At 43.2% G+C, this 22,458-nt stretch carries 15 protein-coding genes; 10 read left to right on the top strand and 5 right to left on the bottom strand.

Annotated elements, in window-relative coordinates; all coding sequences use genetic code 11:
* Positions 1–47: 47 nt before the first annotated feature.
* Positions 48–1,130: an outer membrane protein assembly factor BamD gene (locus tag ACMHKH_RS05930; protein ID WP_413519720.1), complete on the bottom strand. Its 1,083-nt coding sequence runs from the start codon at positions 1,128–1,130 to the stop codon at positions 48–50.
* A 657-nt stretch (positions 1,131–1,787) separates the two neighbouring features.
* On the opposite strand from ACMHKH_RS05930, the gene ACMHKH_RS05935 reads away from it, so the two are divergent.
* The 6 genes from ACMHKH_RS05935 (at position 1,788) to ACMHKH_RS05960 (ending at position 9,560) form a co-directional block, all read left to right on the top strand.
* Positions 1,788–2,990: an RluA family pseudouridine synthase gene (locus ACMHKH_RS05935; protein WP_413519721.1), complete on the top strand. Its 1,203-nt coding sequence runs from the start codon at positions 1,788–1,790 to the stop codon at positions 2,988–2,990.
* A gap of 52 nt (positions 2,991–3,042) precedes the next feature.
* Positions 3,043–4,005 carry a polyphenol oxidase family protein gene (locus ACMHKH_RS05940; RefSeq protein ID WP_413519722.1) on the top strand — a complete coding sequence of 321 codons (963 nt, stop codon included), beginning with the start codon at positions 3,043–3,045 and terminating at the stop codon, positions 4,003–4,005.
* Positions 4,006–4,121: 116 nt separating this feature from the next.
* Entirely contained in the window at positions 4,122–4,760 is a 639-nt protein-coding gene (locus ACMHKH_RS05945) for a flavodoxin family protein (RefSeq protein ID WP_413519723.1), read from the top strand.
* 836 nt (positions 4,761–5,596) lie between these two features.
* Positions 5,597–7,036, top strand: a complete 1,440-nt coding sequence (locus ACMHKH_RS05950) for a cytochrome c (protein ID WP_413519724.1) — start codon at positions 5,597–5,599, stop codon at positions 7,034–7,036.
* Between the two features lie 224 nt (positions 7,037–7,260).
* Positions 7,261–8,862: a flavin monoamine oxidase family protein gene (locus tag ACMHKH_RS05955; protein ID WP_413519725.1), complete on the top strand. Its 1,602-nt coding sequence runs from the start codon at positions 7,261–7,263 to the stop codon at positions 8,860–8,862.
* A gap of 44 nt (positions 8,863–8,906) precedes the next feature.
* Complete coding sequence (locus ACMHKH_RS05960; protein WP_413519726.1) at positions 8,907–9,560, top strand: c-type cytochrome; 654 nt, start codon at positions 8,907–8,909, stop codon at positions 9,558–9,560.
* A 172-nt stretch (positions 9,561–9,732) separates the two neighbouring features.
* Here the strand turns inward: ACMHKH_RS05960 and ACMHKH_RS05965 are convergent, their stop codons facing one another.
* The 4 genes from ACMHKH_RS05965 to tolQ all read right to left on the bottom strand — a co-directional run bounded on the left by ACMHKH_RS05965 (position 9,733) and on the right by tolQ (position 13,468).
* Positions 9,733–11,025 carry a translocation protein TolB gene (locus tag ACMHKH_RS05965; protein ID WP_413519727.1) on the bottom strand — a complete coding sequence of 431 codons (1,293 nt, stop codon included), beginning with the start codon at positions 11,023–11,025 and terminating at the stop codon, positions 9,733–9,735.
* Positions 11,026–11,161: 136 nt separating this feature from the next.
* On the bottom strand, positions 11,162–12,157 hold the full coding sequence (locus tag ACMHKH_RS05970; RefSeq protein WP_413519728.1) for a TonB C-terminal domain-containing protein: 996 nt from the start codon (positions 12,155–12,157) through the stop codon (positions 11,162–11,164).
* A 124-nt stretch (positions 12,158–12,281) separates the two neighbouring features.
* Positions 12,282–12,740, bottom strand: a complete 459-nt coding sequence (gene tolR / locus ACMHKH_RS05975; protein WP_413519729.1) for a protein TolR — start codon at positions 12,738–12,740, stop codon at positions 12,282–12,284.
* Positions 12,737–13,468, bottom strand: a complete 732-nt coding sequence (tolQ, locus tag ACMHKH_RS05980; protein WP_413519730.1) for a protein TolQ — start codon at positions 13,466–13,468, stop codon at positions 12,737–12,739. The genes tolR and tolQ overlap by 4 nt, the downstream gene beginning before the upstream one ends.
* 521 nt (positions 13,469–13,989) lie before the next feature.
* Between tolQ and ACMHKH_RS05985 the strand changes: the two genes are divergently transcribed.
* The 4 genes from ACMHKH_RS05985 (at position 13,990) to ACMHKH_RS06000 (ending at position 22,284) form a co-directional block, all read left to right on the top strand.
* On the top strand, positions 13,990–15,285 hold the full coding sequence (locus ACMHKH_RS05985; RefSeq protein ID WP_413519731.1) for an NCS2 family permease: 1,296 nt from the start codon (positions 13,990–13,992) through the stop codon (positions 15,283–15,285).
* Between the two features lie 647 nt (positions 15,286–15,932).
* The gene (putA, locus tag ACMHKH_RS05990; protein ID WP_413519732.1) at positions 15,933–19,193 is read left to right on the top strand and encodes a bifunctional proline dehydrogenase/L-glutamate gamma-semialdehyde dehydrogenase PutA; all 3,261 of its coding nucleotides are present in this window, start codon (positions 15,933–15,935) and stop codon (positions 19,191–19,193) included.
* 11 nt (positions 19,194–19,204) lie between these two features.
* Positions 19,205–19,894 carry a 1-pyrroline-5-carboxylate dehydrogenase gene (locus ACMHKH_RS05995; RefSeq protein WP_413519733.1) on the top strand — a complete coding sequence of 230 codons (690 nt, stop codon included), beginning with the start codon at positions 19,205–19,207 and terminating at the stop codon, positions 19,892–19,894.
* 746 nt (positions 19,895–20,640) lie between these two features.
* Positions 20,641–22,284 carry a xanthine dehydrogenase small subunit gene (locus tag ACMHKH_RS06000; protein ID WP_413519734.1) on the top strand — a complete coding sequence of 548 codons (1,644 nt, stop codon included), beginning with the start codon at positions 20,641–20,643 and terminating at the stop codon, positions 22,282–22,284.
* The last annotated feature ends 174 nt before the right edge of the window (positions 22,285–22,458 follow it).

The following is a 22,458-nucleotide window of genomic DNA, read 5'->3' on the forward strand; positions in this document are numbered from 1 at the left end:
CGATTAAAAGCGCATAAACGCTCTTAATTTATTATAGCAGAATACGATTAATTGCTATCGGTCATATCAACGCTATCTGCTTCAACCGCACCTAAGCGTACACGGCGATTTTCCTCAGTCAGACGTAGCGGAGAAGTATTGCTTGGCGCCGTTGTATTGGCAGCAGCATTATCGCTTGGCAATCTTAATTGATTGGCATTATTAATAACCTGAGTTTTGGTAGCACCGTTATAATCGCCTGTCGCAACTGAAGTGTCTTTATTAAAACGGCTCAACTGCCCAAAGGTCAATTTATTAAACAAGGTACGCTCACGCTTGGTGTTGAGCTTCACGCGTCCATCAGCAGTTAGCATGTTTGGGTAGTTAATTTGCAATAGCGTTTTATACTCTTTTGCCAAATCATTAAGACCCAGTTTTTCATGACTATAAGTAAGGACGGCAATCGCATCTGGCACAGATTCGCTTAGCGGATAGTATTGGAAGACCCATTTTGCACGGTTGACAGCCGCGACATAAGCTTCACGCTCGATATACCAGTTAGCCGCACTCATTTCACTTTCAGCAAACTGATTATAAATAAAGGTCATGCGCTGAGCGGCATCAGGAGCATAGGGGCTGTTTGGATATTTGTTTAGAAGCTCTTGGAAATTAGCAAAAGCAATACGGTAATAAGCAGTATCGCGTTCTGCTTGATTAAGCTTAAGCAGTTTTATACCTTCAGATGAGCCTTGCATATTGGCAACGCCGCGCACATAGTAAGCATAGCTGACCTGTGGGTTAGACGGGTATAGGCGAATGAACTGCTCAGCACTGGCAGCGGCGTTCTCATATTTACCACTTGCATACTGTGCATACATCATATCGAGCAATGCTTGCTCTGCATACTGCCCAGTTGGGTAAAAGGTACGCAAGTTGGTCAAATCTTCAACCGCTTGGGTATAGCGCCCTTTGTCAATCTGAGCAATGGCGTCATTATAGTACGCTAGCTCTGATTTCTCAGCAGTAGCAACCGTATCCACATCTTTACCGCCGGTTAGATTTTTAAAGGTTTGACAACCCACTAAGTTGACACTTACGGCAAGTAAGGTGATTGAGGACAGCTTGATAAACGTATTGCCAACAGCTTGCATGCTTCTTCTCCGACACAAGACGTATAATAGCAGTGAGGCTATCATACTATTTAGTAAATTGATGATTAAAACGATGCTAAAGGCATCGATAAAGGTATGTCATTTTGCATGCCAATCACTGAGCATACTTGTTGTTGTTATAACAAATGGCTGTATAAATAAATCGTTTTGCAATAAGCCGTGTATTAAATACAATGCTTCTATAGCAAGCATTCTACTTATCATACAGTGCAATAGCATACAGCAAAACATGGCCTACTTTATAGAATAACCACTGCTGCGTCCATTTTTTAGTTATCTATTTTGTGCTGAGCTGCATCATTTGCTTATTTTATCAGATGAAGCTTTGCGCTCGCTAGTTTAGCATGAGCAATTATTGCGGGCGACATCCAAACGTGCCGATAGCGACAAATATACAGTAAATTACAGCCATGTTATATTTTAGAGAGTTAATGACTACTATAAATTGCCAGATAACAGACGGCTTCTATAGGGCTTAAACGCTCAGCATGTTACACTAAGACGATATTATGAGCATTTTTTGAGTATGACTATTTTCATGGTCAAAAAATGCCGCCCGGTTTTCTTATGAAGTCCTCCGTCTAAAAACCGCCAGAGGCTTTGCCATATATAAATCTGCTATGAATACATAATGCTATGACTACCAACTTATCCGCCAATCAATCTACTGAAGATTCATTAATGACAGACTCATCAACCCAAGGTTCACCTGTGCCAGAATCAACGATACCCAATGAATTATTAACTGCCAATGAGCAATTTGACGAGCACATGGACGACGAGCATGTGTCCGATGATTTGTTAGACGATGAACTGCTTGATGATGAAGACGAGCATGGCGATGATGAGGTCTCGGTTGCAGGGCAAGCTGTGCCTGTTTTGATTGATATGACGCATACGGTTGTAGAAGACGAAGCTGGTTTGCGTATTGATAAGATAGCATCAAAAATATTTACTGATTTTTCACGTGTGCAGTTACAAGGCTGGATCACTGATGGTAGCCTGCTTTATAACGGTAGCGCCCAAAAGCCGAAAATTCGAGTTAAAGCTGGTGACGTGCTGCATTTAACGACGACTTTAGAGCAGCATAGTGAAGATCAGCCAGAAAATATCGCCATTGATGTGGTTTATGAAGATGATGACGTATTGGTCATTAACAAACCAGTCGGCATGGTGGTACATCCGGGTGCTGGCAACCAAACCGGCACTTTGGTCAATGCATTGCTATATCACTATCCGCAACAGCACCATTTGCCGCGGGCGGGATTAGTACATCGTATTGATAAAGATACTTCAGGGCTATTGCTGATTGGCAAAACCAAGCCCGCACAGCTTGCCCTAATGGAGCAGTTAAAAGACAAATCAGTTTATCGTCATTATCAATGTGTGGTCGCAGGGGATGCAGCGAGTCTATCTCGTCATCGCCGTATTGACGCCCCAATCGGACGCCATCGTAATCAGCGTACCAAAATGACAGTGATGACGGCAGGACGCGAAGCTGTGACTCATTTATTGAATGTAACTGCACTTAATGGTAACTATTGTTTGCTTGATATTGGGCTTGAGACAGGGCGTACGCATCAGATTCGTGTACATTTAAGTCATATTACCTATCCGATCGTTGGTGATAGAGTCTACGGCGGTCGTCGTCAACTACGTGCAGGTCTAACAGAAGCGCAGCGTCAAGCGATTAACAACTTCCCACGTCAAGCACTCCATGCTTATACATTGGGTTTTGTTCATCCAACGACTGGTGAAGATATTGAAGTCACTACGCCAATGCCTGAAGATATGCAGCAGCTAATGGCAGTATTGAGTGATGGCTATGACGAAGAATAAGCGCTGATAAATAAACGCTACAAAGACGTTTCATTAAAACGGTAAATCCGCTATGAAAAATACGCTTCCCATGACATTGTTGGTAGAGCTTGATGATATAGCTGTATTTCAAACAGCCGCTTTTTGTGCGTCCGAATATGTAGATGTTGATAAAGGTGGATGTGAAAGCAATCAGCTCCTTTATCAAAAGCAGCATCAGGCAAGTTATGGTGAGCTGAATTTAGGCTTGCATGTAAATGATCATGCAAGCGCAGTATTAGACAATCGAATGCGTGTGCTTGCTGCTATCAATGAGCAGTTGAGCGAGCAGAAAAATCTACCTATTCATAGCGTGCCTGTCAAAGCACTACACTGGGTCAATCAAGTCCATGGTAATCATATCCATGATATTGACGCAACAGCGCTCAGTATGGTACCCATGGCAGCTGATGCAATGGTTAGCAATCAGGGTAGTGTTGGGCTTGCGATAATGACGGCAGACTGTGTGCCGATAGTTTTTTATCAGCCGGCAACTGAGCAAATAGCGGCTATTCATGCAGGCTGGCAAGGGTTGGCTTGTGGCGTGATTAAAGCGACAGCTGAACGCTTTAGCGATAGTGGACAAATAATGGCATGGATAGGTGTTTGTATCAGTCAGGAAAATTATGAAGTGGGCAGCCAAGTCCGAGATAAGTTATTGGCAGGTTGTATTGAAAATAGTTCTTTGGCGACAGATGCTCTGAGTTATTTTGATGAGCGCTATGTAATAGCATCAGCTACTAGCAACTCAGGTGCGCTTAGTACAGCAGATACGATATCAGATAATGCGCCAGCTAATGCCAATAAAATTAAAATAAACTTGCCAAAAATTGCGGCAGATCAATTAATAGCAGCAGGAATAGTTGTTTGCAATCAGTCATCTATTCCTTGTAGTTATGCAGATGGCAGTTACTATTCTTATCGGCGTCAGACTCATTTGCAGCAGCCTGCGACAGGGCGGATGGCCTTGATTATTACGCGCAGTGCTTCTATATAGTAACTAAAGCATGATTATTTAAAATAGCAACTGTCACATAATAATTTCCTATCATTAATAATCATAAGCCTAATCTGCTTCCTTATTTTTTATTTACAGTTATTATTAGAGTTTATATGAATACATCTGTTACACCGTCTATCGTATCACCTCATGATGACGCCTCTCTTAGTATGTCTAATGTTTCAATGGCCGTTATTTACCATAGTAACTATGGTCATACCCAGCGTGTCGCCGAAGCAATAGTGAAAGGCGCTCGTCAGCAATTACCTGAAGCACAAGCCAGAGCCATTGATGTCAATGATGTCGACTGGGATTTTTTAGATCAAGCCGATCTCTTGGTTTTTGGTAGTGCGGTGTACATGGGTAGCGTGACAGCAGGCTTTAAGACTTTTATGGACGCGACATCGAAGCGTTGGTATCACGCTAAGTGGCAAGGTAAGTGGGCAGCAGGCTTTGCCAATTCAGGTGGGCTTAGCGGCGATAAGCTTGCCGTATTACAGCAAATTTGTTTGTATAGCATGCAGCATGGCATGAACTGGATTGGATTGCCGCTTAGACCGACTGGCCATGAGCCACATGACTTAAACCGTTTATCAAGTAATTTGGGCTTGATGACCCAGTCGCTAGATGGTCCACCTGAAGAAACACCAGGCGCAGGGGATATTAATACAGCAATTTGGTTTGGTGATCATCTAGCAAAGACCATTATTAAGCATCAGCCCCAACATAAGCTAGTCTCTTCAGAAAGCTAGTACAAGTAGCTTATAAGTCATTAATAGTTAGTTATTAAACATCAAAAAGCAGATATCAAACCGATATCTGCTTTTTTTTATTTATTTTAAAGGGCATTATTTTGTACTGAAACAGTTGTTGCAGGAATAGGTATGTTTCTGACAGGAATGGGGCTATCGACAAATTGAAACGATTGGCAACCAGTCATTAATAGGGTAACGGTTAATAAATAAGTAAGCGATAACAACTTCATAGTGGTATCTCAAAAGGCAGTAAGCAAGGTGAAAATAGCATCTATCATAAACAAATTAAGAGGTTGCGCAATAGCTTCTTTATCTAGTAATGCAAAGACAGTGCTAGAAAAATTATAAATTCTGATAGTCGAATATGTATCTATTATGTACATTCGAAAGCAATCGTAATAGGAAATTGGCGAAATTCTTTATAGTTATCTGTATCTGCATAATGATTATAAAGCCTAAATAGATGATGTTTATTCTCTTAACGATTGATTTCTAAGGATTTTATTATATTAAAGATATTTATAATATAAAAATATATAGTAAATTACTAATAAGCAGTATAAGTAAACATGTTCTTTAAATTTTGTAAAAAAATGAGGGTAATGAGTTACTATTTAAGTAATAGTGGCGAAATAGTTTTACATTAGTGAGGTGAGTAGACATTCTTTAGCAACTATTTATATTCAGTGTTTTTTACTAGAGGTTTATTAGCTCCTTTAGTCCCCTATAAATCGAGTGGTAAAAGCAGATAGTCATAAAAGTTTAGCTCAACATGGAATGTTACGTTTTAACAATCATTAAAACACCCTAGGTGCCAGCTATATGAGGATATTATGAAGCCACTTTCTGTGATTTTATCGATGCTTGCCATTGGTATTAGCTCCAGCGCCGCGATGGCTGAAGGTGCTAACCTTCCCGATGCTAGCTTACCTAATGTAAGTCCAGCCAATAGCGAGCTTGTTAACCGCGGTGCATATATTGCTCGTGCCGCTGACTGTATGGCCTGCCATGGCGAAGATTATACAGGTGATTCACCGATTGCCACGCCGATGGGCGATATTTATTCAACCAATATTACCCCATCAAAGCGCTATGGTATCGGTGATTATACCAAAGACGATCTAAAGAATGTTCTTCGCAAAGGGCGTGCCCCCGAGGGTATGCTTTATCCTGCAATGCCATATCCTTCCTATAGTGGCATGACTGATGAAGACATTGACGCATTATTTGCCTATCTACAAACGGTACCTGCAGTTGATGAGCCAGCAAAATACGAAACGAAACTACCGTTTCCCTTTAATTTTCGCATTCTGATGAAGGGCTGGAATGCGATTAATATTCCGTCGTCAGAAAAGCGTGACGGACTAACTAAAACGCAGCAACGTGGTGAATATCTCGTTAATAATTTAGAACACTGTGGCACATGTCATACACCGCGTAACAGCACCATGGGTTTTGATAAAAAGATGTACTTATCAGGTGCGCCGCTTGGAAATTGGCACGCGCCAAACATCACACCGGATGAGCCAAGCGGTATCGGTAGCTGGAGTGAGCAAGATATTGTCACTTATCTACGTACCGGTGAGCTCGATCAGCGTGCTTATGCGGGTGGACCCATGGGTGAGGCAGTTGCGCACAGTACTCGTTATCTAAAAAATGAGGACTTAAATGCCATTGCCTCTTATCTAAAAGCGGTACCCGCTGTAAAAACAGAGGATAAGGTAGCCGCCGTCAACGTTTCGCGCTTACCGTCGCCAATCAATGAGTCTATTACTCATGATTTGATTGCCCAAAAAGACTCTTTAGAGCAAGCGAAAAAACGGGTTAGTAATGGCAGCAACTCACCTGAATCTCTATATTTAGCAGCTTGTGGTAGCTGTCATGGTGTAAATGGTTATGGTCAGCCTGATGCGCGCTATGCACCTATCGTTGGACTGAGCAGTATTCGCCGTGAAAAACCAGATGCATTGGTTAATATGATTCTTCATGGGGTAGATGGCGCTACTAATACCTCACCTATTATGCCAGGGTTTTCAGATCAGCTTGATAGCGAGCAAATTGCTGGGATTACTAACTACGTACGTGTTAATTTTGCTGGGCTTACTAGCAGTGAAGTTAGTGCTGCTGATGTCGATCGTATAGCCACAACAGGGGTAGAGAAGCCTTTCTTAATTAAGTATGCCGGCTTACTTGCGATAATAGGCATTATCGTAGCTATCATTATCATTGTATTTATTATAAGAGCAATATTACGTTCTAAGCGCCGTCGTTAGTCGCTACTGGCGATTATGCGGTTAATTACAATCAATATAACCGCCATTGCTCCACGAACTATTATTCTTATAAATACGTTTTAGAGGCTTATTACAAGACAAGGATTAAGGGCAAGTATGGTAGAGCGCGACAGCTTGGTGGCTAAATAGAGAATACAAGCCAAGCAGGTTAATAAAATAAGCGTCTACCATCGCGCACCAACGTCTACTTTAAGGACATTATTATGACAGACATACTTCAATCACCTACGCGGCGTCAACTGCTCTCCATGATTGGTAAAACAGCGGGCGCAACCGCAATGTATCAAGCAATGACTACGTTAGGGTTTGCTTCAGAATCCAGTTTTAAAGAAACTATGGACCTTAAGGGCGCACCTCCCGGCGCTAGCATTATTGTACTAGGTGCTGGTCTTGGCGGATTGACTGCTGCTTATGAATTACGCAAAGCCGGCTACAATGTCAAAGTACTCGAGTTTCAAAACCGTGGTGGCGGTCGTAGTTGGACGCTCAACAGCGGTGATAAATATACCGAGCTTGGTGGCGGAGAAGTCACTTGTGATTTCGAAGAGGGTAATTATTTCAATGGTGGACCGTGGCGTTTGCCAAGTCATCATTACGCTGTCTTCCATTATTGCAAACAGTTCGGCGTCGAGATGCAACCGTTTATTCAAACCAATGATCGAGCATATTTGCACCGTGCCAACCATTTCGGTGGCGTCCCTCAGCGCTTGGGCGATGTAAAAAACGATATTCAAGGACATGTATCAGAACTGCTATCAAAAGCTGTGAACGTCGGTAGTCTTGATCGTTCTGTTAATAAGGAAGATAAAGAAAAACTGCTCGAAGGCTTAAAAGGTTGGGGTGCTCTTGATAAAGACTATCGTTATAGGACCAGTCATGAAACCAGTGGGCATCGTGGTTTTAGCGTGCTTCCAGGGGGTGGGTTGATGCCCAATGCAAAACCCTCAAAAGTTTTGCCGATGAATGAGCTGTTGAATTCTGGTATGTGGTCCGATATTTATAGCAACCATAATATTTATGTCCATCAACCAACGATGTTTCAGCCTGTTGGTGGTATGGGTAAAATCGGTGATGCTTTCACCCGTGAATGCCGCGACATGATTGAGTTTAATGCCAAAGTCACTAAGATTCATCAAGATGAAAGCGGTGTGACGGTTAATTATGTCGATAGCAACAGCCCAGATGGCTCGACCAAAACTATCCGTGCTGATTGGTGCGTGTGTAACATCCCGCTGTCAGTACTAACGCAACTAGATATTAATGTCTCGAAACCCATGAAACAGGCCATGGCAGCAATTCCTTATGAGACTTCCTTTAAAGTGGGCTTAGAGTTTAATCGCCGCTTTTGGGAAGAGGACGAATGGATCTATGGCGGTGTTACTTATACCGATATGCCTATTACTCAGATTTCCTATCCCTCACAAAACATGTTTAAAACAGGGACGGGTGTGCTATTAGGCGCGTATGGATTTGGTGAAACTTCATATAAGTTTAATACTCTAACGCCGCAAGAGCGCATCAACGTCTCTCTTGCTTACGGTAAATATATCCATCCACAGTACCCAAAAGAGTTTAAAGCGGGTACGTCAGTAGTTTGGCACCGTATACCGTGGACACTTGGTTGTTATGGTATTTGGAATGAATCGACTCGTCGTCAGTATTACGACACACTTTGCAGTATAGACAACCGTATTGTACTAGCAGGCGAGCATTGCTCTCACATTCCTGCATGGCAAGAAGGCGCCATTTTATCTGGCATGGATGCCGCGAAACGTTTACACAAAAAAGCGAAAATGCTGGGTTAAACACTTGGTTAATATGGATAACTATAATAAATTCCGAGGCTATCATGGACAATCCAATCGTGAAGAAAACAATCATGAAAAACATGACACCCAAAATGCTGACTACGATGTTGCTGACTATGATGAGCAGTACGGCATTATTAAGCTGTAGCCATCAGGCAGATGGTGTAGAAACTTTGGCTAGTAAGCACGATGCACAAACGACTGACAATCAGGCAAGCCGAAATACAGGGAGTTGGGGCAGTGTCTATATGAGTCGTGAGGAGCTCGCAGCCCCTCCGAATAATATCGTGGACGACAGCTCACTACCGACTATGGAAAACGACTCAAGTATTACCGAGTGGGAAGCAAAGTTTGAAGGCACAAATGCCTTTGTAACTACGGATGGTAAAAAACTGTATCATGATTCTTGTGCGGGCTGTCATATGCATGAAGGGCAGGGCGCAAAAGGAGCAGGATATTATCCGCCGCTGGCTAATAATAGTAAAATGCAGTCGAAATACTACATTATTGATATCTTGATTAATGGCTTTCGTGGAATGCCATCGTTCCATGGCATGATGAACGATGAACAGATGGCAGCCGTTACTCAATATGTGGTCAGTGATTTAAATGTTTTTACTGATACAGTCACAGCTGAAGACGTCGCAAAACTCAGACACGCCAATCCATCAGCTGGCGATCCAAGTGATGAGTAAGGTTGTTATTTCTACTTTTAGCTAATCACTTTTAAGTGTTAATTACTAAGAGAAAAAGCGATTCATTGTTTCTTTCGAAATAAAAAGCGCCCGATATTATTATCGAGCGCTTTTGTTGTTTGTAAACGTTGAACACGCCTTATTTATATTCTACGATATAAAGATTGCTGAGTTATTTAGGGCTAGATGACCATACTGGTGAGCGGATAGTACCTTGACCAGATTTACCAAAGGCTTCGCCGCCGTTTAATGATTTGATAGTTAATATACCTTTACCGCCTTGCTTTGAGGCATAAACGACACGCTTACCATTAGGCGAAAAACTTGGTGCTTCATCGATACCAGTATTGCCTAAATTGGCAGTGACCGCACCGCTACTATTCATAACAGCTGCTGAGCGACCATTTAAAAAGGCAATTTGCGTGCCATCGCTACTAAACTGCGGGCTGGTCGCATAACCACTATTGGATACCTTGGTGGTGCGCCCAGAACCAAACTCATAACGATAAATCTGCGGCTTGTTAAACCCGGCTTTGTCAGAGACAAAGACAAAAGATTTGCCGTCAGGCGCGTAGCTTGGCTGTACTTCACTGCTTGGCCAGTTGGTTAAACGCCTTGGTTGACCGCCGCTAGCACTCATCTCATAAATATCAGCGCTACCCTCAAAGCTACTAGAGAACAGGATTTTGCTGCCATCTGGTGAGAATGAAGGGCTTAAGTTACTACCAGGAAAAGGTGTTAATGGCGTTGCACCGCCGCCGCTGACGCTTTGTACATAGATAACAGGATAAGATTTGTCACGCTGCACCGAATAGGCGATACGGTTACCATCAGGTGACCATGCTGGTGCAAAGATAGAGCCTGCAACTTCAGTAATAGTTTTAGCATTTTCGCCATCGGCATCCATCACTTTTAAACTTGATACTTTGGCTTTGCCAGTGCCAATTTCTTCGATATAAGCAATACGCCCTGAGAAATCACCTGGGATCCCAGTAATCAATTCATAGACCTTATCAGCGATAACGTGAGCGGCATAGCGCATGCTGTCTTTGTTATTATCAGCGGTTAAAGTTTGTTTACCTTCGATCACACGTCCTGTTTTAACCTCAATCACTTCATAGTCGGTGACCACTTTACCGCGGCTACTGCGCGTGCTGCCTACCACAAGATAGGGGATGCCCATACTTTGCCATACTGGCAATGTCCCTGCCAGCTCGCTACTACTGCGCGGCTGCTGCGGTAGATTTTGGTTGGTAATTTTTAGCTCAGTTTTGCTCAAGTCATTTAAAATAATAGGTGATAACACACTATCACCAGCAAAAGCCACAAAAGCCACTTGGCTTTTTTGTACAGGAATATCGTAATCTAACTCTAAAACGATGGGCGCTGCCAATACACTTGGCGCGATCAGCAAGCTTGAGGCGCTAGCAAGTAACGAGATGAGTAGTTTTTTATGGGTGCGCATGAGTAAGTTAAGCTCCTAAAGCAATATGAGTATCATTTTTATAGGTTATTAGTCCGCCATCAAGATAAGGCAGTGCCTTCTACAGTACAAGTTATTTAAGGTAACGTTATCAATAATATAAAGCATGAGCAACTGATTAATTGCTGCCCTTAAACTGGACGGTAAAGGTGGGGTATTTCGGGTCGTCAGCATCGATTGGTAAACTACCGGTACTCAAAACCGCTTGTTTTGCCGCTTCATTGACGGCTTCGTCAGGTCCTGACGCAGTAACATTAATGACATTACCGCTGGCATTGACCGTAATCGTGAGAGTAGTACGCTGAGTTGAGCCTTTTGCTGCGGTCGGTGGACTATAATTGCGCTTGATGAGGTTGATGATTTCACTGTTGCTGGCACCGCGAGCACCGCTTGATGCGGAGCGGCTACTGCCTTTTGAAGGGCTTGAGGTTGTGCTATCACCAGATAGGCTCGATTGACCATCGCTTGATAAGCTTAGGTTTTGACCTGAGCTGCCCGTATTGATTTCTATATTACGATCGGTGGCAGTTGGACGTTTAATCTTGGGAGGATTGTTTTGTTTATTACGAAAGTCGCCAAGGGTTTTTTGTTCTTCAATGAGCTGCTGTCTTTTCTCTTTTTCAATTTGGTCATGCTCTTCTAAGACTGATTCATCTAATTGTGATGCCCACTCAGCCATACTGCGCTCGTAGTCTTGGTTTTGCTCAAGCAGGCGTTGCTGTTGCTCTTCACTCATCAACATAGGAGCACTGGAAGACTCATTAGAGCGAGTGAAGACTGGGACAGACTGTGTATTTGATTGATTGGGATTTGGTGGAAGATTGCTATCGAAGGCTTCGGTTGGCGTAGCTGAACTGCTTGAGCCACTTTCCGCTTGCATAGCGCTTGCTGCCGCGGCGCGATTGGCAAGGATTTGCCCTTGCATTTCTGCCAACTGTTCGGGAGATACCATGGTGGTTTCAATGCTACCTGCGGTCTCAACGTCCATATTTTGATAGGTATAAATAAGGATGCCAATGACAAGACCATGTGCCAACAAACTAAGCAATGTGGGTAAGGTTAGCCCATTGCCTTCTGGTTCGGTTGGTACATAAACGGTTGGAGCCTTATGCATGGTAGTGATACTCAAAAACGTGATACTAAAAAACAAGCTTTATTCGCTTATCTGCTTTATTTGCTTACCGGTTTCGCTCTGGCTCAATATACCAAACAGGCAGCTTTTAACATTACCGTAACGACTATAGTGTCGGTGTAGGCAAGGGCGCGCCGGTTAATAGCCCAACCTTTTGGATACCTGCTTGCTGCAAGGTTGCCATCAAGGTCATGATAGCGCCATATTGATTGTTTTGATCGGCATTAATCATTACTTGTACTGGCTGCGCACCGGCATCACTGCTTTGATTTTGCAAGGTAGCGAGCGTATCAATCAGCTCAGGCTCACTAACCGGTAAGTCAACATTGCTATCGTAACTGATAAAAATCTCGCCATTACCGGTCAGAGATACAATCACTGGTAGTTGACTTTGACTCATGGTATTGGTTTGCTCTTTTGGTAAGTCAACCTCGACACCAGTAATCAGCATCGGTGCGGTTACCATAAATATCACTAGCAGTACCAGCATCACATCAATATAAGGAACAACGTTCATCTCCGCATTCAGCGCTTTTTTCTCACGGCGATAGGGACTTTGTTTCATAGACCTGCCACCTGAGTGCTTAGATTGGCTTGGCTTACTTGAGTGCTAGGTAGCGGACTTTCATTACTGGTTTCGCGCTGCAGCATACCAGTCATCTCATCACAGAATAAGGCGCGTGAATCATATAAACGACTAGATTTGGCAGTAAAATGGTTATAAGCCAATACCGCAGGAATAGCAGCAAACAAACCCATAGCAGTGGCAATCAAGGCTTCTGCGATACCCGGTGCCACAGCGGCTAAAGTCGCTTGCTCATTTTGTGATAGACCCAAAAAGGCATTCATAATGCCCCAGACGGTGCCGAATAGACCGACGTAGGGCGCAACGGAACCAATGCTGGCAAGCGTCGTCAGTCCAGATTCTAAAAGCAGCTGCTGACGACCTAAACCAACCCTTAACTTACGCTCAACGCCATCAATGATGTCATCCTTTGGTTGGCGTTTTTTATGCATTCTTAAATATTCAGAGAAGCCAACATAAAAAATTTGCTCAAGCCCTTGGCGCTCAGGTGAGCCCTGAATACCTTGGTACAATTTTGCCAAATCTTCACCTGACCAGAACCATGTCTCAAACTGTTGGTCGAAGTTTCGAGCAGTGCCAAGGCGCGCGCTCATGCGAAAAATAATCACCCAACTGAGTAAAGATGCTAATAACAACAGAGCCATCACGATCTGAACCAATAGGCTCGCTTGAGTAATAAGGTCGATAATATTTAAGGATTCAGGCATGTAAAAGACTCATGGACAATTAATAATAACCAATCTAGCTGGCGCATTCATATCAACCCCCTAGTGTACTGCTAATCTCGGCAAATATCATTAATAATGTGTGAATTACCTATTGGAATGAAGTTTTTTTAAATAAATGATGACAGCGTTTGGATTTTATAATATTGTCCATATCGTCAACTAATTTTTGTTCTTGTACTTACAAGATCATTTCATCCGTTGAAATTATGTATTGATTTCAATAAAATATTATGGTTTGTTGCTATAATCTTTCGTGGTGGTTTTATTTTTGGCAAATCATGTGTGGCTAAAGGACTAAAAGCATCATCTCCAACCGTAGTTATGTAGGCGTCATTTACAGTCGCAATTTGGAAGCGTCATTTATCGTCGCAATTTGGGTGTATCTTTTTTATGTTTGAGTTAAAAGCGGCATTTACCGTCGCAATTTGGAAGCGACAGTTATCAGTACCATTTGATAATGATAATGATAATTTACTTACTGCAATTTGGAAGCGACTCCTATGAACGCAATTGAACGATATTTTGGCATCGATGGTCAAAACACCACGATCAAAACAGAGATTTTAGCTGGTATAACCACGTTTTTGACGATGGCTTATATTATATTTGTAAACCCTAACGTACTTGCTGATGCAGGTATGGATAAAGGCGCGGTATTCGTAGCCACCTGTCTTGCCGCGGCGATTGGTTGTTTTATTATGGGCATTTATGCCCGCCTGCCAGTGGCACTAGCGCCTGGTATGGGGCTCAACGCCTTCTTTACTTATGGTGTGGTTTTAGGGATGGGCTACGCTTGGCAAACGGCGCTTGGCGCGGTATTTTTGTCCGGTTGTATCTTTATCCTGTTAAGTTTATTTAAAATCCGTGAAGTCATTATTAACTCTATTCCGGATAGTATTAAACAAGGCGTTGTTGCTGGTATTGGCGCATTTTTGGCCTTTATCTCGCTACAAACGGCAGGCGTTATCGTCAATAATGATGCGACGCTAGTAGGGCTTGGTGATATGACCACGTTTGCCCCAGCAATGGCAGCCCTTGGCTTTATCGTCATCGTTGGTTTGTCACATAAAAAAGTACCAGGTGCGGTTACCATTGGTATTTTGTTGGTAGCGCTCATTAGCCTTATCACGGGTAATACGCAGTTCACCGGTATTATCTCAGCGCCGCCACCTATCGCCCCAACGCTAATGCAGCTTGATATTGCTGGTGCATTTGATGTTGGCATGATTAGTGTTATCTTTGCCTTCTTATTCGTTGATTTGTTTGATACCGCAGGCACGTTGATTGCAACCACCACTCAAGCAGGTTTGATTGGTAAAGATGGTAAAATCCCGAATATGGGTAAAGCGCTGTTAGCAGATTCGACGGCGACTGTGGCAGGTACGTTACTTGGTACGTCATCAACGACCAGTTATGTTGAAAGTGTATCAGGTATTGCTGCAGGTGGTCGTACTGGACTGATGGCAGTGACCGTTGGCGTGTTATTTTTACTCAGCTTATTCTTTTCACCACTTGCTGGTATGATTCCAGGATATGCGACAGCAGGCGCTATCTTTTATGTCGCTGTACTGATGATGGAAACATTAAAAGACGTCAAATGGAATGATTTAACAGAAGCGGCGCCAGTCGTAGTGGTATTGTTATTTACGCCTTTGAGCTATTCTGTTGCTGACGGTATTGCGCTTGGCTTTATCACCTTTACTGCCATCAAGGTAGTAGCTGGTAAATTCTCTGATGTCAGCATTCCTGTTTGGTTATTGACGGCAGTCTTACTGGCTAAGATTGTCTTTATCTAGTGTCTTATATCAGCTGATGCAGGATTTTAGGCGAAGCTGATATTAATAAAGCGATAAATTTTAAACCCTTCTTGTCATCCTATGATAAGAAGGGTTTTTTATGCTAAATATCACCACAATTTTTCGTTAGCATCGCAACTGTTTGATTCATAGAGCAATTCATAATGAGTAGCAAGTTATGAATTATAACCAAAGCGTCACATTTAAATTGCATTCAATAACTATTTGTTTTTTAACACTATTATGATTGGTGTAAATACGTAATATTGTTAGTTTGATATTTTTTTTCATGCTACCATGCGGATATTAAGCGCATCACCTCAATCAACGCCGTAGAGGTTTTTCTTATCAGTGAATTAGCATTGCATGTTGTTATTTGACATTGCAATCACTCTCTTTTCACTACTAACAAGAAGAAGGCACTAATGCTGCTTAGTTTTATGTTGTTGCCTTTATATTGTTAACGTAGTCCGTTTCATATAACAAACGATTTACTTGATTTTTTTCCAGCTGATGCTGGATTTTCTTGTTTTTTAAATACAGTCGTTTGCTTGGTTCATCTGACAATGGTTTTTAATAATAAAAGGCAATAAAACGTCGCAACGCATCATTCATGATGGATTTTAAACGATAGTTATGGAGTTGTTATGAACCCAGTAGAGCAATTTACCCCGCAAGAGCCAATTTTATTTAATCCTATCGATTTATTGTCACCAGACTATATGACTCAGTCGTCAACAGAGCTGCATACGCGTATATCGCCTTTGTATAGCGTGGATGAAGAGCGCTGGTTGACGCAGTTGTTGCCACTTGCTAAGCCTAGCGATGCAGAACGTGAAGCGGCTGCCACGCAGACAAGGCAGTTGGTTGAGCACGTACGCAATGATGGTAAAGCGGTCAAGATGGTCGATTCATTATTGCTTGAGTATAGCCTTGATACCCAAGAAGGTATCTTGCTGATGAGCTTGGCAGAAGCCTTGATTCGAGTGCCGGATAATTACACGGCTGATGCGCTGATTCATGACAAAATGAGCGTGGCTGACTGGAAAAAACATCTAAAAAACGATAATGGTTTTATGGTTAATGCCTCAACGTGGGGCATGATGATGACGGGGCGTGTCGTCAGTATCGATAGTGGTACGACGGCATCTGGGTTTTTGGATCGTATGACGAAGAAGATGGGCGAGCCTGTTATTCGAAGTGCGATGCAAAAAGCCATGCGTATCATGGGACATCAATTTGTACTTGGCGAGACGATTGAGGGCGCTAATAAAAATAGCCAACCGTATCGCAATAAAGGCTATACCTATTCGTTTGATATGCTGGGTGAAGCCGCTATTACTCATAAAGATGCTGAAAAGTACTTCAACGATTACTTGCATGCCATTAAAGCCACGGCAAGTATCAAAGTTAAAGAGGGCATGCCTAAGCCGTCAGTATCTATCAAATTATCGGCATTGCACCCACGCTATGAAGCGACTCAAGAGGCGCAAGTCATGGGGCTATTGCGCCAACGTTGCTTATTGTTGATTGAAGCCGCTCGTGAGGTCAATGTTGATATTAGTATTGATGCCGAAGAAGCCGACCGTCTTGAGATATCGCTAAAACTATTTGAGTCTTTATACCGTGACAATTTGACGGCGGATTGGGATGGTTTAGGCTTAGTGGTACAAGGTTACTCGAAACGTGCGATTGCTATTTTGGTATGGATGGCGCGCTTGGCGACTGAGGTTGGCGATCGTATTCCGGTACGTCTGGTAAAAGGCGCGTATTGGGATACAGAAATCAAGCTTGCTCAGCAAAAAGGTCTATCAGGCTATCCGGTTTGGACACGTAAAGAAGGCACGGATACGGCATATCTTGCTTGCGCGCGTTTCTTATTGTCAGAGCATCTGCGCGGTCTTATCTGGCCACAGTTTGCGACTCATAACGCACATACGCTAGCGTCAATCATGACCATGAGTGCGCATAGAGATTTTGAATTTCAGCGTCTGCATGGTATGGGCGATGCATTATATGACCATATTTTGCAAGCGTATCAAATCCCTGTACGTATCTATGCACCAGTTGGTGCCCACAAAGACTTGCTACCGTATCTAGTACGTCGATTGCTTGAGAACGGTGCCAATAGCTCATTTGTCCATCAGTTATTAGACAAGTCTTATCCAATTGACAAGCTAACGGTGCATCCATACGACAAACTATTGACCAATGCAACGCTACACAATCCCGATATTCCATTACCGTTAGCTATTTATGGCGCGCGCCAAGCCAGCTTCGGTCCCAACATCTTTGTAGAGTCGCAGTGGCTCCCGCTGAAAGCCGCTATCGACAAGCATGTGCATAAAACGTGGTCAGCGACTTCTGTTATTAATGGTAGCTCAGTCCATGGTAATAATAAGTTAGACGGCGATACTCATCAGCTTGATAAACAAGCCGTACGTGCGCCTTGGAACCATGAAGTTATCGCCGGTGAAGTCGTTTATGCTAATGCAGATATCGCACAACAAGCAATCGCTGCAGCAATCGCCGGACAAAGCGAGTGGCAAGCGGTTGCCGCTACTAAGCGTGCAGCAATACTGCGTAAAATAGCAGACTTGTATGAAGAAAACTATGCAGAGCTGATGGCATTGTGTCAAGTGGAAGCCGGTAAAACCTTACAAGATAGCATTGATGAAATCAAAGAAGCGGTAGATTTTTGCCGTTTTTATGCGGATGAAGCCGAGCGTTTGAACGATGTGACTTACGAGTTTACCGATTTGTCAGGCAAGCCATCACGTCAAGTGTATAAGGCTCGTGGCACCTTTATTTGTATCAGTCCTTGGAACTTTCCATTGGCTATTTATACCGGTCAGGTAGTTGCTGCTCTAGCTGCAGGTAATACGGTGGTGGCAAAACCTGCTGAGCAAACCAGTTTGATTGCGCATTTTGCTGTGCAGCTGATGTATCAAGCTGGCGTGCCAGTAGAAGCGTTACAACTTGTGATTGGTGCGGGCGATGTTGGCAGTGCACTAACGGCCGCTGATAATATCGCAGGCGTGATATTTACTGGCTCTACCCAAACGGCACAGCGCATCAACCAAAGCTTAAACGCTCATGCCCAAGTCAGTGGCGAGCTGCCTGTGTTTATCGCCGAGACTGGCGGACAGAATGCCATGATTGTTGATTCGACAGCATTGCCTGAGCAAGTGGTTAGAGATGCAGTATTATCTGCCTTTGGCTCAGCAGGTCAGCGCTGTTCAGCATCTCGTATATTGTGTGTGCAAGAAGAGATGGCCGATGATTTGATTGAGCTACTACAAGGCAATATGGCTGAACTAATCGTTGGTAATCCACTATATGCGACCACAGATGTCGGTCCTGTGATTGATGTCGATGCCAAGCGTGGACTTGAAGCGCATATCGAACGCATGCGCGCTGAGCCAACGGCTACGATTTTGGCGCAGACACCGATGAGTGATAGCTCAGAAGTCAGTCAAGATCAAGCAACGTTTGTATTGCCAACGGCGATTGAAGTAAAAAGTATCGATGTAATTGGCGGCGAGCATTTTGGTCCTATTCTGCATGTTCTGCGTTATGAAGCACGTGATTTGAATAAACTGATTGATGCCATCAATGCCACAGGTTTTGGTCTGACTTTGGGGATTCATAGTCGTATCGAAAACACCGTAGAGCATATTGAGCGCCGTGCCTTTGTCGGTAATACTTATATCAACCGCAACCAAATTGGTGCAGTGGTCAACGTACAACCGTTCGGTGGCTGTGGTCTATCAGGCACTGGTCCGAAAGCCGGTGGTCCGCACTATGTTGCGCGTCTCATGACATTAACGACTGAGCAGTTAGCTAATAAGCAAGCAGCTGCGATAGACACTAGCATCAACACCATCACTCAAACAACAACCGTATAAGGAGTAGCACTATGGCGACTGAATTCAAAAAAAATCATGGCCAAGTTTGTGAAACCTGGAGTTTACTCGGTGCGGTGAATCGCGCTACTTATCTACAAGAAGCTGCACCAAGACTGGCATTGCTGACCGGTGATGCCAATAAAGCAAAGCGCCTGTTCAATCATTTATTGAGCGCCGCACCCATGCTAGATGAAGAGCACCGTATGACTGGCGCGACGGGCGAGTCCAATCACCTATATGTAACAGGTCGCGGTAAAACTATGGTCATCGGCGGCGAATCTGCTCGTGCAATCGCAGTACTCGGGCAATTGCTAGCAGCATTACTAACGGGTAATGAGGTGATATTGCATTGCCCAAGCCAAGATGAGATGTGTATTGAATCGGCAAAAATTCTGTATGAGGCTGGCATCAGTGATGATGTACTGAGTGTGGCAAATGACTCGCAAACCGTCACGCTTTTATATATCGATCGTCTCGCGCAAGTAGCTGTCTCTGGTAATCGACAAGAAGTGCAGGCTGTCAGTCAAGAGCTTGCAAAGACCGATGGTATGTTAACGCAAGTTATTAGTGTCACAGATATGGACGGCTTATCAGAGATGCTAACGCCTGATTATCTATACCGCTTCGTCACTGAGCGTGTAAAAACGATTAATACGACGGCGATTGGCGGAAACGCAAGCTTGTTAGAGCTTGGTACATAGCAGTCTGAGTATTTAATGGTTTTGTAGATAGTTAAAAAAATCGTTGTTAATGCAGAAATAGCTTTAATACTAAAAACGACGGTCAGCAATTATTCTCAGAACTTTGGTGAATAGTTGCTGATCGTTTTTTTTATTCTTAAATTTAATGAATAAATTGGAGCAAGGATAGTTAAGCGTTTTAGTAAATAATGACTATTGTTATAAATTTTTTGGCTTTCCAACCGAAAGGACAAATTTTTGAGTTGTAAGTTAAATAAAGATAGTGATAATATGAGTTTAACTGTTTAGTCAGCAATTATTTACTAAATGGCTGATAACTCCCTTTGACATGGAATGTTGATGTAAGTTAAGCCACAACAGGATGTTTTAACGGTGCTTATACTCCTCGATTTTCCGATAGGGTAGTTAAGACGATACCCAAACCCCCATTAACGCTTTTGGTTTTACTGAAGATGCTCGTAATCATTGGTAAATCAAAGAGCTAAAACCGCAAACAGATTAAGCCTGAGCAAGTCAGTAGTCAGATAGGCAGTCAGCTTATTCAATACAGTTATAACTATCAGTATTGATGTAGGTATGATGATCATCATCGTATAAATTTTATTAACATGGTAATTAAGTACTAACTTAAGGACAGCCCATTTGTGTGCGGCTATTCTTTAAGATACTGATTGTTAAAATTTTATTATTCGATTAAAGATAAAGTGTTTTTTATCTTCCTTTTATTTTGACAGCTGAGCATTGCTATGATTCATTTTTATTTGAACGGTCAATATAAGCAATTAACTGACCTCAATCCGAATACCACGGTGCTTGAGTATTTACGCTTGCACGAACGCCAGACTGATACCAAAGAAGGCTGCGGCAGTGGCGACTGCGGCGCTTGTACGGTGATGGCACAGCGCTTGCCTAGCAGTGGTGAAGATTCTTCTGATTTGCCCTTTTATACCCTTAACGCCTGTATCACTCTACTGTCATTGATGGATGGTCATCATATAATGACGTCAGCTTATATCGCGGACAACCCTGCCAATCATCCAGATCGTGCTTTATTGCACCCAGCGCAGCAAGCAATGGTCGAATGCCATGGCTCGCAGTGCGGGTTTTGTACGCCTGGATTTGTGATGACACTGGCCAGTACCTATGAGAATCATCGTCTGCAAGTCGCAAAAGGAACCATCACGGACGACTTAAGCTACGATGATATCGTGGCTGCAATTGGTGGCAATCTTTGCCGTTGTACAGGCTATCGTCCTATTATCGATGCTGGCTTAGCAATGAGTGAGATTGGTAGACAACGTGATGCTAATCAAACCATAGCCAAAGACTTGAGCATAAGTTTAGCGACAGATGCGATGGCAAATAGCAGACAAGCCGTTTCAAGCGAAACGGGCACTATCGCGCCTGCGCTTACTCAAGGGTCACGTAAGTTATTCATTCCACAGTCTATTGCTGAGCTCAATCAAGTGCTCGCTGCTCATCCAAAAGCGACGATTTGGGCAGGTGGTACGGACTTGGGTTTGAGTGTGACGCAACACTTGTTTGATCACGATGTTATCGTCCAACTGTCAGCGATTGACGAGCTAAAGTCTTGGTCACTACAAGATTTAGGTCAAAATGCTGATGCGCAGTCAAGAGGGCATAACCAAGTAGAGTCGGCAGTAGCGTCTTCTGCAGTACAGTCTTTAGTATTGGGCGCTGGCATGAGCTATAAGAGCATGCTGCCAGTTCTTGAACAGCATTTTCCTGAGTTTGCCAACTTATTTGAGCGTATTGCTTCACCGCAAATCCGTAATATGGGTACCATCGGTGGTAATGTCGCTAACGCTTCACCGATTGGTGATTTACCGCCAATTTTATTGGCATTAGATGCTCATATTCATATACGTCATTGTGCGGCTGTTGATGATGATTCAAAGCAAGCGTCTTGCATTGATGAAATCATTCCTATATCTGAATTCTTTTTAGATTATAAAAAGACCAAGCTACGTGCTGGTAGTTACGTGGTGTCCCTTCATGTTCCGCTGATGCAAGACCATCAGCACCTCTATATTCATAAAATTAGTAAGCGCTACGAGGATGATATCTCAGCATGCTTGTTGGCGGCAAGAATCGATTTGTCAGCAGATGGTACCACTATCCAAAATGCAAAATTTGGACTTGGTGGCATGGCGGCGATACCGTTATTGGCAGAAAGTTGCCAGCAAGCGCTCATTGGACAGTCCGTTGAGGTTGCTAGCTTTGAGCAGGCGGCACAGATGCTATCTAGTGATGTGTCACCAATGACGGATGTGAGAGCCAGCCGAGAGTATCGTATGCATGTGATGCAGCGTCTGCTTATTAAGTGTGGTAAGCAATTAGTTGCTGATTTACAGACGGTGAGTGCTTAACGTTTATTAACGTTGCATAGAGCCTTTTAACATCTAAGTCCGCTTTCACGTAGATATAGCCAGACATCGATATTTGCTATAAATACTGATATTTATCATAAAATATTATTGATGAGCGCTATGGTTTTGCAACGCAGCTTTTTAAATAGCCTCTTGAAGAGCAGTTGCCACATA

This window comes from Psychrobacter glacincola (genome assembly GCF_965118485.1).
Lineage (GTDB): Bacteria > Pseudomonadota > Gammaproteobacteria > Pseudomonadales > Moraxellaceae > Psychrobacter > Psychrobacter glacincola_D.